General features: G+C 61.9%; 14 protein-coding genes and 1 pseudogene. 10 read left to right on the top strand and 5 right to left on the bottom strand.

All coding sequences use genetic code 11. From position 1 onward, the window contains the following. Positions 1-50 precede the first annotated feature (50 nt). From radD to BGO64_RS11360, 3 genes are all read left to right on the top strand, one after another. A complete protein-coding gene (gene radD, locus BGO64_RS11370; RefSeq protein ID WP_286700683.1) occupies positions 51-1811 on the top strand; it encodes a DNA repair helicase RadD in 1761 nt (586 codons plus the stop codon). An 87-nt stretch (positions 1812-1898) separates the two neighbouring features. Further along, positions 1899-3332, top strand: a complete 1434-nt coding sequence (gene dacB / locus BGO64_RS11365; protein ID WP_042017206.1) for a D-alanyl-D-alanine carboxypeptidase/D-alanyl-D-alanine endopeptidase — start codon at positions 1899-1901, stop codon at positions 3330-3332. A gap of 211 nt (positions 3333-3543) precedes the next feature. After that, the gene (locus tag BGO64_RS11360; RefSeq protein ID WP_010674029.1) at positions 3544-3801 is read left to right on the top strand and encodes a GrxA family glutaredoxin; all 258 of its coding nucleotides are present in this window, start codon (positions 3544-3546) and stop codon (positions 3799-3801) included. Between the two features lie 59 nt (positions 3802-3860). Here BGO64_RS11360 and BGO64_RS11355 read toward each other — a convergent pair whose 3' ends face one another. Then, positions 3861-4070 (bottom strand): DUF1653 domain-containing protein, encoded by a 210-nt coding sequence (locus tag BGO64_RS11355; protein ID WP_010674028.1) that lies wholly within the window; start codon positions 4068-4070, stop codon positions 3861-3863. A 356-nt stretch (positions 4071-4426) separates the two neighbouring features. Here BGO64_RS11355 and BGO64_RS11350 point away from each other — a divergent pair, with 356 nt between their 5' ends. Beyond that, positions 4427-5641, top strand: a complete 1215-nt coding sequence (locus BGO64_RS11350; protein ID WP_005302243.1) for a pyridoxal phosphate-dependent aminotransferase — start codon at positions 4427-4429, stop codon at positions 5639-5641. A 65-nt stretch (positions 5642-5706) separates the two neighbouring features. On the opposite strand, the gene BGO64_RS11345 is transcribed toward BGO64_RS11350, so the two are convergent. Continuing rightward, on the bottom strand, positions 5707-7182 hold the full coding sequence (locus BGO64_RS11345; RefSeq protein WP_109113039.1) for a YfcC family protein: 1476 nt from the start codon (positions 7180-7182) through the stop codon (positions 5707-5709). A 162-nt stretch (positions 7183-7344) separates the two neighbouring features. Continuing rightward, a complete protein-coding gene (gene fabV / locus BGO64_RS11340; protein WP_041212832.1) occupies positions 7345-8538 on the bottom strand; it encodes an enoyl-ACP reductase FabV in 1194 nt (397 codons plus the stop codon). A gap of 271 nt (positions 8539-8809) precedes the next feature. Here fabV and BGO64_RS11335 point away from each other — a divergent pair, with 271 nt between their 5' ends. The 3 genes and pseudogenes from BGO64_RS11335 (at position 8810) to BGO64_RS11325 (ending at position 11015) form a co-directional block, all read left to right on the top strand. Beyond that, entirely contained in the window at positions 8810-9235 is a 426-nt protein-coding gene (locus BGO64_RS11335; RefSeq protein ID WP_201894808.1) for a DUF4124 domain-containing protein, read from the top strand. Positions 9236-9716: 481 nt separating this feature from the next. After that, positions 9717-10475, top strand: a pseudogene (locus BGO64_RS11330) (PAS domain-containing protein); the annotation flags it as partial. A 6-nt stretch (positions 10476-10481) separates the two neighbouring features. Beyond that, positions 10482-11015: a methyl-accepting chemotaxis protein gene (locus tag BGO64_RS11325; protein ID WP_257978395.1), complete on the top strand. Its 534-nt coding sequence runs from the start codon at positions 10482-10484 to the stop codon at positions 11013-11015. Positions 11016-11087: 72 nt separating this feature from the next. Here BGO64_RS11325 and BGO64_RS11320 read toward each other — a convergent pair whose 3' ends face one another. After that, positions 11088-11285 carry a hypothetical protein gene (locus BGO64_RS11320; RefSeq protein ID WP_039038678.1) on the bottom strand — a complete coding sequence of 66 codons (198 nt, stop codon included), beginning with the start codon at positions 11283-11285 and terminating at the stop codon, positions 11088-11090. Positions 11286-11346: 61 nt separating this feature from the next. Further along, positions 11347-12243 carry a DMT family transporter gene (locus tag BGO64_RS11315; RefSeq protein ID WP_286700682.1) on the bottom strand — a complete coding sequence of 299 codons (897 nt, stop codon included), beginning with the start codon at positions 12241-12243 and terminating at the stop codon, positions 11347-11349. 111 nt (positions 12244-12354) lie between these two features. Here BGO64_RS11315 and rsxA point away from each other — a divergent pair, with 111 nt between their 5' ends. The 3 genes from rsxA to rsxC form a co-directional block, all read left to right on the top strand. Further along, complete coding sequence (gene rsxA / locus BGO64_RS11310) at positions 12355-12936, top strand: electron transport complex subunit RsxA (protein ID WP_039038677.1); 582 nt, start codon at positions 12355-12357, stop codon at positions 12934-12936. Positions 12937-12940: 4 nt separating this feature from the next. Then, a complete protein-coding gene (gene rsxB, locus BGO64_RS11305) occupies positions 12941-13507 on the top strand; it encodes an electron transport complex subunit RsxB (protein ID WP_042017194.1) in 567 nt (188 codons plus the stop codon). A gap of 14 nt (positions 13508-13521) precedes the next feature. Next, positions 13522-15416 (top strand): electron transport complex subunit RsxC (gene rsxC / locus BGO64_RS11300; protein ID WP_286700681.1); only part of this gene is annotated, 1895 nt, incomplete at its 3' end.

The following is a 15416-nucleotide window of genomic DNA, read 5'->3' as shown; positions in this document are numbered from 1 at the left end:
TCCCCGCAAGATCCCTATAATGGCGCCACCTTGCGCCACAGCCGTTCCCCATGTTCGTTCTCAGACCCTATCAAACCGACGCGGTCAACGCCGTCATCAGCCACTTTCGCAAACACCCGGATCCCGCCGTGGTGGTGCTGCCCACCGGGGCCGGCAAAAGCCTGGTGATCGCCGAACTGGCCCGCAAGGCCCGTGGCCGGGTGCTGGTGCTGGCTCACGTCAAGGAGCTGGTGGAGCAGAACCACGCCAAGTACGAGGCCTGGGGACTCCGGGCCGACATCTTCGCCGCCGGGCTGGATCGGAAGGAGGCGAGCGCCCAGGTGGTGTTTGGCTCGGTGCAGTCGGTGGCGCGCAATCTGGATGCCTTCGACGGGGCTTTTTCGCTGCTCATCATCGATGAGTGCCACCGGGTCTCGCTCGATGACGACAGCCAATACCATCAGGTGATCGAGCATCTCAAGGCCGCCAATCCGGCCCTCAAGATCCTCGGGCTCACCGCCACCCCCTATCGGCTGGGGCTGGGCTGGATCTACCGGCGCCACTACCACGGCATGGTCAAGAGCCACGGCGAGCGGCTGTTCGGTGACTGCGTGTTCGAACTGCCCCTGCGCTTCATGGTGAAAAACGGCTACCTGACCCCGCCGCGCCTGGTGGACGCCCCCATCGTCCATTACGACTTCAGCAAGCTGGTGCCGCGGGAAAACGGCCTGTTCAGCGAGGCGCAGCTCAACGGCGAGATCAAGCGCCAGGAGCGGGTCACCCCCCATATCCTGAGCCAGGTGCTGGAGTATGCGGCCGACCGGCAGGGGGTGATGATTTTCGCCGCCACCGTCGAGCATGCCCGGGAAATTCATGGCCTGCTCGGTGCCAGAGACCAGCAGGCCGCCCTCGTCACCGGCGAGACACCGGGACCGGAGCGCGACGCTCTAATCAGTGCCTTCAAGGCGCGCGAGCTCAAGTTTCTGGTCAACGTAGCGGTGCTCACCACCGGTTTTGATGCCCCCCACGTCGACCTTATCGTGATGCTGCGTCCCACCGAATCGGTGTCGCTCTATCAGCAGATTGTGGGACGGGGCCTGCGCCTCTCGCCCGGCAAGAGCGATTGCCTGGTGCTCGACTACGCAGGCAACAACTTCAACCTGTTTGCCCCCGAAGTGGGGGAGCCCAGGCCCCACGCCGGCACCGAGCCGGTTCAGGTGCCCTGCCCCGCCTGCGGCTTTGCCAACACCTTCTGGGGCAAGACCGACGAGGATGGCAAGGTGATCGAGCACTATGGCCGCCGCTGTCAGGGACTGTTTGAAGATGACGAGGGCAACCGCGAGGAGTGCGACTACCGCTTTCGCGCCAAGATCTGCCCCGGTTGCGGCGCTGAAAACGACATCGCCGCCCGTCGCTGCCAACGCTGTGACCAGCTGCTGGTGGACCCTGACGACAAGCTCAAGGAGGCCCTCAATCTCAAGGACTGCATGGTGATCCGCTGCGCCGGTTTGACCCTGAGTGCCGGGCGCGGCAAGCAGGGGGAGCGGCTGGAGGTGACCTACCACGACGAGGATGGCCTGACCCTGACAGAGTACTTCCCCTTTCACTCCCGGGGTGCACAGCGCTTGTTTCAACAACGCTTTGTGCGTCATCATTGGCCCGCCCCGGGCCTGGAGCCCGAATTCACGACCCTGGCGAGCGTGATGCTCGCGGCAAACCAGTTCCGTCACCCGGATTTCGTCATCGCCCGCAAGTCGGGACGCTTCTGGCAGGTGAAGGAAAAAATATTCGATTACGAGGGGCGTTACCGGACTGCCAACGCCCCGGCCTGACCCCATGGCAGGCGATACCCGGCAGTCACCCGGTTTGATTATCGGGGCGGTTTCTGATGCCGCCCTTTCGTTCAGTTAGAGGATCCTATGCAGCGGCTGTTGATTGGTTTTTGTGCTCTCTTTTCTCTGGCGGTCCACGCCGCCCCGCTGACCCCGCCCAAGGGGGGCCAGTACGCCGTCATCGTACAGGGCAACAACGGGGTGGAATTTGCCCGTCACGCCGATGACATGATAGCCCCCGCCTCCACCATGAAGGTGTTGACCGCGCTCGCCGCACGCCTCGAACTCGGTGCCGACTTCCGCTTCGCCACCGACATCCAGGCCCAGCCCGGCGCCAAACAGGGCACCACCATCAACGGCGACATCTGGATCAACTTCGTCGGCGACCCGACCCTGTCGCGCATGGATCTGGTTGCCCTGTTCAAACAGTTGGGCGTCACCCGCATTCAGGGCAACGTCTATGTCAACACCGGTGCCTACAACGGCTATGAGCGTGGCAACGGCTGGTCCTGGGGGGATCAGACCCTCTGCTTCGCCGCTCCCGTCTCCTCGGTCATCATCGACAAGAACTGCGCCTACGGCACCATCACCGCCACCCAGATTGGCAAGCCTGCGGTGGGCAACGTGGCCACCGGCGTGCCCATCGGCATCGGCGCCGACAACGTGGAGGTGATGAGCTATGGCGACATGGCGCGTCAGTTCTGCGCTCTGGAAGTAGACATGGCCAAGGGCAACTTCTACGAGCTCAAGGGCTGCATCACCCCGAACAAGGAGCCACAAGGGCTGCGCTTTGCCATCCATGACGTGGAGGCCTGGGGCTGGGACAACATCCGCTGGGCCATGAACCGCGCCGGGATCAGCCACGACGGCCTGCTGCGGGTCACCCATCAGGCCCCTGTCGGTGCCCAGACCCTGGCGACCCACTACTCTGTCTCCCTGCCGGTGATGCTCGCCAAGATGTTGAAAAAGTCCGACAACCTCTACGCCGATACCTTCCTCAAAACCGTGGGGCGTCACTACTACAACAAGCCGGGCAGCTATCGCAGCGGCACCATGGCGGTGCGCGCCATCCTGACCAAGCACGGCATTGACCTTGGCAACGCCACCCTGGCCGACGGCTCCGGCCTCTCCGCCCACAATCTCATCAGCGCGCGCCAGATGTTGTCGGTGCTTAACTTCATCCAGAAGAACGATGCCGAGCTCGACTTCATCAAGCTGCTGCCAAGCTCCCAGGTAGACGGCACCCTGGCCTGGCGACGCAGCGTCACCGCTCCCATGATGAAGAACAAGGTACACGCCAAGACCGGTACCATCACAGGTACGTCGAACCTCGCCGGCTTCATCGACACCGCCGGTGGCCAGCGCAAGGCCTTCGTGATGTTCCAGCGCGGTCTCTCCCAGGATCCGGCGACCCACGAGCGCTACCGCGCCAGCAAGGCGCCCTGGCCCTGGACCGTCTTCGAAAAAGGCGTGCTGGAGAGCATCTACCAGCAACAACCCATCCAGATCGTCGAGCAGTGATAGACGGGCTGCCTTGCCGGCAAGGCGGCTCCACTCCCCGACCTTGGGGCGAAACAGGGACGCTGGCGCCGTCATCAGCAGTGGGCGCAATCGGAGATGGCGAACGTAAGCATCGCTATTTTCAGCTTTGACTGACAGGGCGCCACGGCTATGCTGTGCCCAGCCTCATCTCAATGGCCTTCTTCAACGGCTTGTTTAATGGAGAGAAAAGATGTTTGTAGAGATTTTTGGTCGTCCCGGTTGCCCCTATTGCGTGCGTGCCAAGCAGATTGCCGAGCAACTGACCGAGGAGCGCGATGACTTCGAGTTCCGCTACGTGGATATCAACGTGGCCGGGCTGACCAAGGACGATCTCGCCGCCAAGGCGGGCAAGCCGGTCACCACTGTGCCGCAGATCTTCCTGGATGAGCAGCACATCGGCGGCTGCACCGATTTTGAGGCCTATGCCAGAGCCAATCTGGGTCTGTAAGCCCCGACACCATGAAAAAAGGCGCCTCTGGCGCCTTTTTTCATGTCGCCAAGTCTGCCTCAGGCCACCGGCGTGAAGCGGCTCACCACCTGCCCCTGATGTTCAATCCACTCCATGAACATGGCGACGGGGCGGGCATAGACCTGACCATCCTGTTCGGATTGATAGATCACCAGCTGCTCCTGGGTTTCGGTGTGCAAAGCCAGGGCCAGAACCTGGTAATAGCCCCCCTTGAAATGGCGGTAGCGACCGGTGGCGGGTGCCTGCATGAGTGAACCTCGAGAGCGGGAAGATGAGCCCCCGTGCCTGCGTGCTCCCCTGGCAGATCGACGGGTCGGGGCCTTTTTTACCCCAGCCAATCGTGCCAGATGGGGGAGATATTTCAATACACTCATGTTGCTTTATGAATCTGCCCCTCATCTTTCACTGATCTACCAAAGAGAGGCAAACGATCATGCTGAATTTAACATTTCAACAACCCTGTTTCAGGGGTAAATATCAGGGATTTATTCCATAAATTAGATTGTTCTAGCATTCAATTCTGTGAAGAATAGGGGCAGAGAAATTTGATACTAAAAACAGCTTTTCTGCCAACGCGCCCCACGGGGAAGGAATCACGCTCACCATGTTCACTATCGACAAGTCGCACAAGCTCGACGATGTCTGCTATGACATCCGCGGCCCGGTGCACAAAGAAGCTCGCCGTCTCGAAGACGAAGGTCACCGCATCATCAAGCTCAACATCGGCAATCCGGCCCCGTTTGGCTTCGAAGCACCGGAGGAGATCATCAAGGATGTGATCCTCAATATGCCCCAGAGCCAGGGCTACTGCGACTCCAAGGGGCTGTTCTCGGCCCGCAAGGCGGTGATGCAGTACTACCAGCAAAAAGGGATGCGCAAGGTCGACATCGACGACATCTACATCGGCAACGGCGCGAGCGAGCTCATCGTGATGGCGATGCAGGCGCTGCTCAACAACGGCGACGAGATGCTGGTGCCCTCCCCCGACTACCCGCTCTGGACCGCGGCCGTCACCCTCTCCGGCGGCCATGCGGTGCACTACCGCTGTGACGAAGGGGCTGACTGGTATCCGGATCTCGACGACATCCGCGCCCGGATCACCCCGCGCACCCGCGGCCTGGTGCTGATCAACCCCAACAACCCGACCGGCGCCGTCTACGGCAGCGAATTTTTGCTTGAAGTGATCGAGATCGCCCGTCAGCACAACCTCATCATCTTCGCCGACGAAATTTACGACAAGATCCTCTACGACGACATCTCCCACACCAGCGTCTGCACCCTGTGCGACGATGTGATGGTGGTGACCTTCAACGGCCTCTCCAAAGCCTACCGCGCCTGCGGCTTCCGCCAGGGCTGGATGGTCATCACCGGACCTAAGGGCCGCGCCAAGGGCTACATCGAGGGACTGGAGATGCTGGCCTCCATGCGGCTGTGTGCCAACGTGCCCATGCAGCACGCCATCCAGACCGCCCTTGGGGGCTACCAGAGCATCAACGAGCTGATCCTGCCGGGGGGCCGCCTGCGTCGCCAGCGGGACAAGGCCTGGGAGCTTTTGAACGAGATCCCCGGGGTCTCCTGCGTCAAACCCAAGGGGGCGCTCTACATGTTCCCGCGCCTCGACCCCAAGGTGTACGACATTCGCGACGACCAGAAGATGGTGTTCGACCTGCTGCAGCAGGAGAAGCTCCTGCTGGTGCAGGGCACCGGCTTCAACTGGCCGGCGCCGGATCACTTCCGCCTGGTGTTCCTGCCCCGGGAAGAGGAGCTGGAAGAGGCCATCGGCCGTCTCGCCCGCTTCCTCAAGGGCTACAAGCAGTAAGCAAGGCTCATGAAAAAGGCTCCCGCGGGAGCCTTTTTGTTGTCTGTCGTTTTCTATCCGCGCCATCAGCCGTGCAGCAGGGCCCCGGCCACCAGTACCACCATGGTGATGAGAGCCACCCCGATGATGAAGGGCAGCACCCAGCGCACGAAGCGATCGTAGGGGATCCTGGCGAGCGCCAGCCCCGCCACCAAGTGGGCGGCGGTGGGGGCGAACAGGTTGATCCAGCCGGAGGCGGACTGATAGGCGGTGATCACCAGATCCCGCGAGATACCGGAGAAGTCCGCCAGCGGTCCCATCAGCGGCATGGAGACGGTCGCGAGCCCCGAGGTGGAGGGGATGAAGAAGCTCAGGATGATGTGCACCAGATAGGCCATCAGGATGAAGACCGACGAAGACAGCCCGCTCACCAGTCCCTCGGCCCAGTGCAAGATGGTGTCGATGATGACGCCGTGCTCCATCACCACATAGATGCCGCGCGCCACCGCCACCACCAGGGCCACCCCGATGAGATCCCGCGCCCCGTTCAGGAAGGTCGCCACATAGTTGGACTCCGGCATCCGGTTGATAAGGGCAATCAGGATGGAGGCGCTGAAGAAGAGGGTGGAGAGCTCGTCGAACCACCAGCCCAGGGTGGGCAACAGATCGATGCCCAGATCCGACCAGGGCACCACCGCATAGATCATCAGCAGGAAGGTGCCGAAGAAGACCAGCATGGTGAGCTTCTGCTTGCCGCTGAAGGCGAGGTTGCCGCTCTTCATCTGGGAGAACTCGTCGTCATAAACGATGTCAGCCAGCACGGAGCGGGATTTGTCCTGCTGCACCTGCCTGGCGTAGCGCATCACGAACCAGGAGGCGAAGATCACCAGCAGCAGCCACTGGATGACCCGTAGCCCTATCCCCTCACCGATGGGGATACCCGCGAAACCGGAGGCGATGCCGGTGGCAAACGGATTGACGGTGGAGGCGAGCACCCCGACCCCGGAGCCGAGCAGGATGATCCCGGCCGCCACCATGCGATCGAAGCCCGCCGCCATCATCACCGGCACGATGAGTGCCCAGAAGGCCACCGTCTCCTCCGCCATGCCGAAGGTGGAGCCACCCAGGGCGAACAGGGCGATCAGCACCGGGATGAGCAGCCGCTCGCGCCCGGCGAAGGTACGCACTATGGCCCCGACCCCGGCATCCAGCGCCCCGCTCTGCATGGTCACCGCCAGAAAGCCGCCGATGATGAGTACGAACAGTGCTACGTCCGCCGCCTTGTGAAAGCCCTGGATGGGCGCCTTGAGCACATCGAATACCCCCTGCGGTTGGGAGGGGAGCTCAGTGTAACTGCCGGGCACCGGCAGCAGTCGCTCGTCACCGCTGTAGTCGGCCACGGCCGCTGCCGCCACCGGCTGCTGGGTCTTGGCCGTCACATAGTTGTATTTGCCCGCCGGCAGCACCCAGGTGAGGGCCGCCATCAGGGCGATGATGATGAAAAGCAGGGTATAAACCGTGGGGAGCTGGCGCTTCTTGGGCGCCTCATGGGATGTGGTCATGACTTTCGTACCTCGGCGGTGCCGTCTGTGATCCGGACAGCGCAAGCCTAGCGGGTTTGTTCGGGGAAAAAGGTGATCGCGGATAATAAACCTGAGGCAACAGGTTGAGTCTGCTGCAAAAAAACAGGGCCCCGCAGGGCCCTGTCTGTGCTGACGACCGACTTACAGCTCGACCACGTCGAATTGCACGTCCGGATTCACGTCCGCATCGTAGTCCACCTCGTCCAGGCCGAAACCGAACAGGCGCAGGAACTCCTGCTTGTAGCCGGTGTAGTCAGTCAGCTCGGAGAGGTTCTCGGTGGTGATGGAGGGCCAGAGATCACGGCAGGTCTGCTGCACGTCTTCACGCAGTTCCCAGTCATCCATGCGGATACGGGCCTGCTCGTCCAGCGCCATGTCGGCGCCGTACAGGCGGGTGCGCATCATGCGGTCCACCTGCTCCATGCAGCCCTCGTGAATGCCCTTCTCCTTCATGATCTTGAAGGCCATGGAGATGTAGAGCGGCATCACGGGAATGGCAGAGGAGGCCTGGGTCACCACGGATTTGAGCACGGCCACGTGGGCGGTCCCCCCCTTGGCAGCCAGATCGCCACGGATGGCGGTGGCGGCGCGGTCCAGATCTTCCTTGGCTCGGCCCAGGGTACCATGCCAGTAGATTGGCCAGGTCAGGTCGGTACCGATGTAGGAGTAGGCCACGGACTTGGCGCCGTCAGCCAGCACACCCGCATCGCGCAGAGCCGCCATCCACAGTTCCCAGTCCTGGCCGCCCATGACGGTGATGGTGCTCTGGATCTCTTCCTCATTTGCCGGCTCGACGGTGGCGGTGATGATCTGATCCTTGTTGGTGTCGATGGCGGTGGAGGTGTAGACCTCGCCGATGGGTTTGAGGGCGGAGCGCACCACTTCGCCGGTGTCCGGCAGCTTGCGCACCGGAGAGGCCAGGGAATAGACCACCAGATCGATTTGACCCAGATCCTGCTTGATGAGCTCGATCACCTTGGCACGGCACTCGTGGGAGAAGGCATCGCCATTGATGCTCTTGGCGTAGAGGCCGGCCTCTTTGGCGGCCTTGTCGAAGGCGGCGGAGTTGTACCAGCCGGCGGAGCCCGTCTTGGTCTCGGAGCTCGGCTTTTCGAAGAAGACACCGATGGTGGCAGCTCCGCTGCCGAAGGCTGCGGCAATGCGGGAGGCCAGACCATAGCCGGTGGAAGCGCCGATCACCAGCACCTTCTTGGGGCCATTCTCGATGGCGCCCTTGGCTTGGGTGTAAGCGATCTGGCGACGAACATTGGCTTCACAACCGACCGGGTGGGTGGTGGTGCAGATAAAGCCGCGAACCTTGGGTTTGATGATCATGTGTTGTCTCTTATCCGTTTGATGGATGAAATCGGGGCATAAGATACCTCATTGCGACCCGTTATGGTGCTCTGATGTGTTGAACTGCGGGGAAACAGGCAGGGATCCGTCGCTTTGTGCCGCCATGGCACACCCATTGCGCAGGGGATCTACCCCGCCATGGACCAGAGAAAAGCGACGTGAGGACCGGAATGTCGCTCCCGAAACGGGGCCGTTGTCTGACCTTGCGCCATGTACTAGTGTGCAAGGAAGAGGATTCAAGGAGGAGTCTATGTCACGCATGCTGGTCATCTCTCTCGCCTGCCTGGGGCTTGCCAACGTCCCCGTTGTCCAGGCGGCTGTCTATCAATGCGCCCGCGATGGGCAGATCACCTTCAGCGACATCCCCTGCAGCAGCGATGCCAAACCCATGGCACTCAATGTCTATACCCCCTCCCCCGAGGCGGTGGAGCAGGCGGCCAACCAGACCCGGGAGATAGAGCAGAGCCTGGCGAACGGCCAGAAACAACGCCAGGCCGAGGCGCTGCGCACCGAGATCGAGGCCAAAAAGCAGAAGATGAACAACGAGATGACCCAGATCACGGAGAACAAGGCAAGATCCCGCAATGTCTCGGCAGAGATGCAGTCGGTCACTACCCGATATCAGAAAGAGATTGAGTCCCTGAACCAGAAACTCTCCACCTTGCAGGCAAAATAAACACTCCCTGTTTCGGGACAGAAAATATACCGAAGCGGCAATGTCGTCACGGGTTCACACATGCCGCACATCCAGAACATCACACCCTTGGCCGTTTATTTCTCACACCAGAGGATCAGATAGCGGCTTTTTCCCGATCCCCGTAGCCACCTAATTTCACCGCGTTCCAGAAGACTCAACTTTATCCCCACCGAGATCCCTGACGTGCCACAGGGTTCATATGAGGGCGATATATAGGGGCATCGTGACAATTGTCAGTGCCAAAAGAGGCGCCTTCATGCCAATATTCCTTGGGGCCCAAAGCGGTCCACGAGATAAATAACCTTGGTACGAGACCCTACAATTAAGAAGTTATTTATCAACATTGAAAAATAAAAAGTTAATTTGAGTACGATGACGACTCATCAGGACGCAATGCTATTGTTAATTTACTCATATTTGGTCGTTATCCCATTCAAGGGTCTCATGGAGGAGCGCTGTCATGTTCTGGAATCAAAAAGCAAGCAAGGAAGCCAGTGAGCAAGCGGCAAGGGTGGTGGAACTGGGGGCATTTGAACAGGCTATCCAGTTGCAGGTCCCCTTCGTCCAGTTCACCCCGGCGGGAGTGGTCACCTTCGCCAACGCGCTGTTTCTCAAGATCGTGGGATTTGAACGTGACGAGGTGATCGGCAAGCATCACAGCACCCTCTGCTTCCCCGACGACGTCAATACCCGGGATTACGAGACCTTGTGGCAGGATCTGCGCCACGGCGTCTCCCGCAGCGGCCGCTTCATTCGCCAGTCGAAATCCGGCAAGGCCGTGTGGCTGGAGGCGACCTATTTCCCCATCGTGATCGACGGCAAGGTGGTGCGGATCGCCAAGGTCGCCTCCGACGTGACCCAGCAGCAATCCACCCTGGAGCGCACCCAGGCCCTGCTGGCAGCCCTGGACAAGTCCCTGGCGGTCATCGATTTCCAACCCGATGGCACAGTCATCACCGCCAACCAGAATTTCCTCAACTGCTTTGGCTACCGGCTGGAAGAGGTGGTCGGCAAGCATCATCGTCTCTTCTGTGACACCGAGTTCTACCAGAACAACCCCCATTTCTGGCAGGATCTCGGCTCGGGTGACATCAAGTCAGGGCTTTTCATGCGTCTGGGTCACCGAGGGGAGAAGATATGGCTGGAGGCCACCTACAACCCCATCTTCAACCACGAGGGCAAGGTGGTCAAAATCATCAAGCTGGCGAGCGACATCACCGAGCGGGTGGAGAAATCCATCTCCACCCGGGAAGCGGCCCAGAAGGCGTGTGCCATCGCCAGCGAAACCGTCGCGAGCGCCGCCAGGGGGCGGGAGGTCATCGACAGGGTGCTCGACACCTCCTCTCACATCAACACCTCGGTCAATGCGGTCAGCAAACAGATAGAGCAGCTCAACCAGCAATCCAGGAGCATCGAATCCATCATCTCCACCATCAGCGGCATCGCGGATCAGACCAACCTGCTGGCCCTCAACGCGGCCATCGAGGCGGCCCGCGCCGGGGAACAGGGACGGGGATTCGCGGTCGTGGCCGACGAGGTGAGGCAATTGGCGGCGCGCACTTCCAGCTCCACCAGCGAGATCGTCACCGTCATCAAGCACAACTCGGAGATCACCTCACAGATCACCCAGACTGTCTCCGTCGTCTCCGACAAGGCGGTGGCAGGTCAGGAGCAGGCCACCATCATCGCCGACGTCATCAAGGAGATCATCGAAGACGCCAACTCGGTGTCGGACACCGTCAAGAGCCTCTCCATCTGAGCGACAGCTGCCAATGACAACGGGGGGCCCAGGCCCCCCGTTGTCATTGCTGTCCGCCCACCCGACACCCGCTCAGCCATCCCCCAGGAGATAGTGTCTGGCTTCCTCGTCCGCCAGCGCGAGGGCGATGTCCCATAGCGCGGCGATGCAGAGCCCCTCCTCCCCCACCGCTTCCTCTTCCAGCGCCTCCAGGGCTCTGGCATCGGCCAGGGTAAAGGGGGGATGGCTCAACAGGCTTTTGGCCGCGGCCAGCAAGTGCATGTCGCTCATCGGTCGGCTCCTTCTTAGACAGCGTGTTTCCCTGCCCAGACTGTAGCCCAATGGCGGCGACTCATCCCCCGGTGGCGACTGCCTGCGCACGCTTCCTGCCGGACGGCAGCTGGCCCACCCCGATGCCGGCCAGCACGGCGGCACAGGCCACCCATTGCAGGGCCGTGAGCGTCTCTCCCAGCAGCAGATAGGCGAGCAGCAGGGTAAAGACCGGTATGAGGTTCACATAGGCAGCCGCCAGGGTCACTTTCACCTGGGTCACCGACCAGTTGTAGAGCAGGTAGGCACCCAGGGTCACGAAGGCGCCGAGGAAGAGGATGACCCCCATGTCCTGCCAGGCCCAGCTCGCGGGCCAGGGCGCACTGAAGGCAAAGGGCGCGAAGAAGAGCATGCCGACGAAGGCCTGCAACGCCGTCAGTGTCATCACCCCGTAGCGGCTGGAGAGCTTTTTGAATACCACGGAATAGGTGGCGGCGCAGAGCATGGCGCCCATCTCCAGGCTGTTGCCGAGCAGGGCGTTGGGGGCGAACTCGTCGGCGCCCTCCCCCAACCCCAGCAGGGCGATGCCAACGATGGCGATGGCAAAGCCCAGCAGCTGGCGGCGACTCACCCGCTCTCCAAGCAGCACGAAGGCCACCAGAGCCACCATCAGGGGAAGCAGGGCACAGACCATACCGGCCTGGCCGGCACTGGTGTAACGCAGGGCGTTGACTTCAAGAAGAAAGTAGAGGCAGGGCTCAAGCGCCCCCATCAGGGCCAACCAGCGCCAATCCCCCTTCTGGTAAGTGACGCGGCCAAGCTGGCGGTAGCAGAGCAGCCAGCAACAGGACGCCCCCCCCATCCGCATGAAGAGCACCTGACCGAAGGACCAGATTTCCAGCACATGTTTGAGGGCGATGAAGGAGCTGGACCAGAGCAGCATGGCCAGGGTCAGCGTCAAGACGGGTAAAGGGCGCACAATGCCTCCATGAATTGGGCATTCGAATAATAACCATACGGCCTTGCGGTTGTCTAAAGGCACCTAACATCAGATAATACGGCCGCCTTCATACCGGATAACCCATCTTCAATGACTGAGTACCTGCTTTTACTGGTCGGCACCGTGCTGATCAACAACTTCGTGCTGGTGAAGTTCCTCGGCCTTTGCCCCTTCATGGGTGTCTCCGGCAAGCTGGAAACCGCCATCGGCATGGGTCTGGCCACCACCTTCGTCATGACGCTGGCCAGCGCCTGCTCCTATCTGATGGAGCACTATATCCTGATCCCGCTGGAGATCGCCTACCTGCGCACCCTGGGCTTCATTCTGGTGATCGCCGTGGTGGTCCAGTTCACCGAGATGGTGATCCGCAAGAGCAGCCCGACCCTCTATCGCCTGCTCGGCATCTTCCTGCCGCTCATCACCACCAACTGTGCCGTGCTCGGCGTGGCGCTGCTCAGCATCAACGAGCGCCACAACTTCATCCAGAGCATCATCTACGGCTTCGGGGCCGCCGTCGGCTTCTCCCTGGTGCTGATCCTGTTTGCCGCCATGCGTGAGCGGCTGGTGGCCGCCGACGTGCCGGCACCGTTTCGTGGCGTCTCCATCGCCATGGTCACCGCTGGCCTGATGTCGCTGGCCTTCATGGGCTTTACCGGCCTCATCAAGATATAACGCTATGATTCACATACTCTTTGCCATTCTGGTGCTGGCCCTGCTTGCCCTGGCCTTCGGCATCATTCTCGGCTTTGCCGCCGTCAAGTTTCATGTGCAGGCCGATCCCATCGTCGATCAGCTCGATGCTCTGTTGCCCCAGACCCAGTGCGGCCAGTGCGGTTACCCGGGCTGCAAACCCTACGCCGAAGCCCTGGCCAATGGCGACAAGATCAACAAGTGCGTGCCCGGTGGCGACGCCACCATGCGCAAGATTGCCGACCTGATGGGGGTCGAGCCCCAGTCTCTGGACGGCGGTGAAGACGCGGCAATCCCCGTCAAGAAGGTGGCCTTCATTCACGAAGACATGTGCATCGGTTGCACCAAGTGCATCCAGGCCTGTCCGGTCGACGCCATCCTGGGTGCCACCAAGGCGATGCATACCGTCATCGCGGCCGAGTGCACCGGGTGCGACCTCTGCGTCGACCCCTGCCCGACCGACTGTATTGAAATGATCCCGGTGCCGACCACGGTCGACAACTGGAAATGGGATCTGGCCAAGGTCGCCATTCCGGTCAAGATAGTGGAATAAACAGCGGAGTAACCATGCAGCATCTGCTCGAACGCATCAAAGCCGGCACTCTGTGGGATTTTCACGGCGGCATCCATCCCCCCGAGAACAAGCACCAGTCCAGCCTGACCCCCGTCGTTGACGCGGGCCTTCCCCCACAGCTCATCATTCCGGTGCGCCAGCACGCGGGTCCGGCCGGCGAACTGCTGGTGCGGGTGGGGGACAAGGTCAAGAAGGGGCAACCCCTCACCCGTTTTGACAAGGGACGCATCGTGCCGGTGCACGCTTCCACCTCGGGCACCATCACCGCCATCGAGCAGCACACGGTGGCGCACCCCTCCGGTCTTGACGATCTCTGCATCCTCCTCACCCCGGACGGAGACGATGCCTGGGGCGAGCGCACACCCCAGCCTGACTACTGGAACCTGGAGCGGGGGGCGTTGCTCGAGCGCATCCAGCAGGCCGGCATCGCCGGGCTCGGCGGCGCCGTCTTCCCGACCCACAGCAAGCTCGACGGCCGTGGCCAGCTCACCGAGATCCTCATCGTCAACGGGCTGGAGTGCGAACCCTACATCACCACAGATGACCGTCTGATGCAGGAGTACGCCGACGAGATCATGGACGGCATCCGGGTACTCAAGCACCTGCTCAAGCCCAAGCTCACCTTGATCGGGGTGGAAGACAACAAACCGGCGGCCATCGAGGCCCTGACCCGCCATGCCAGCGACGCCGACGTGCTGGTCAAGTCGGTACCGACCAAGTACCCCTCCGGCGGCGCCAAGCAGACCATAGAGCTGCTCACCGGACGCCAGGTGCCCAAGGGAGGCCGGGCGGTGGACATGGGCATCATGGTGCTCAACGTCGCCACCGTCTTTGCCATCAAGCGCGCCATCATCGATGGGGAGCCGCTCATCGAGCGCATCGTCACCCTCACCGGCGACGCCTTCAAGAAGCCCGGCAATGCCTGGGTGCGTCTGGGCACGCCGGTACGCTGGCTGCTCCAGCGTTTCGAGCTGCAACCGGAGGCGGATCAGCGGGTGATCATGGGGGGGCCCATGATGGGCTTCACCCTGCCCCACGCCATGGTCCCCGTGGTCAAGGCCACCAACTGCCTGCTCTCCCCCACCCGCGCCGAACTGCCGCCCCCCGGCCCGGAACAGGCCTGCATCCGTTGCAGTGCCTGCGCCGATGCCTGCCCCGCCACCCTGCTGCCCCAGGAGCTTTACTGGTACAGCCGGGTCAAGGAGTACGACAAGGCCGAGAAGCTCAACCTCTTTGACTGTATCGAGTGCGGCGCCTGTGCCTGGGTCTGCCCGAGCGAAATCCCCCTGGTGCAGTACTACAAGATCGCCAAGGATGACATCCGCGAGGCCCGTGCCGAGGCCGAGAAGGCCGAACGTGCCAAGCAGCGCTTCGAGGCCAAGCAGGCTCGCTTCGAGCGTGAGAAGGCGGCCCGCGAAGCCCGCCACGCCGAGGCCGCAGCCCAGCGTCGCCAGGCCATGACGACGGCCGGGGGCGAAGATCCGGTCGCCGCCGCCCTGGCCCGCATCAAGGCCAAACAGGAGACGGCCCAGGTGGCCGTGAGTGAACCCGCACCGGACAACGAGGCCATGATTGCCGCCCGTGAGGCACGCAAGCAGGAGGCCATCGCCCGTCGTGCCGCCAAGGCCGCCAATGGCGAGGGCAATGGGCTGGCTGACACCCCGGCACCTGGGGAGCAACATCCCAAGGCAGAGCTGGATCCCAAGAAGGCCGCCATCGCCGCCGCCCTGGCACGTGCCAAGGCCAAGAAGGCCGCCCAGGCGCAAGGTGACGGGCCGGTGGTCGCAGGTGAGACATCTGTGAACACAACCGAACAGGCCGTTGAGGCCCCGGCCGCCGCATCCGAACCCGCCGCAGAGGTGGACCCCAAGAAGGCGGCCATTGCCGC

Origin of the sequence: Aeromonas sp. 62-46, from assembly GCF_001898585.1 — a bacterium.
Classification (GTDB): domain Bacteria; phylum Pseudomonadota; class Gammaproteobacteria; order Enterobacterales; family Aeromonadaceae; genus Aeromonas; species Aeromonas caviae.
The sequence above is the reverse complement of the archived record's forward strand: the minus strand, read 5'-3'. Positions and strand labels throughout refer to the sequence as shown.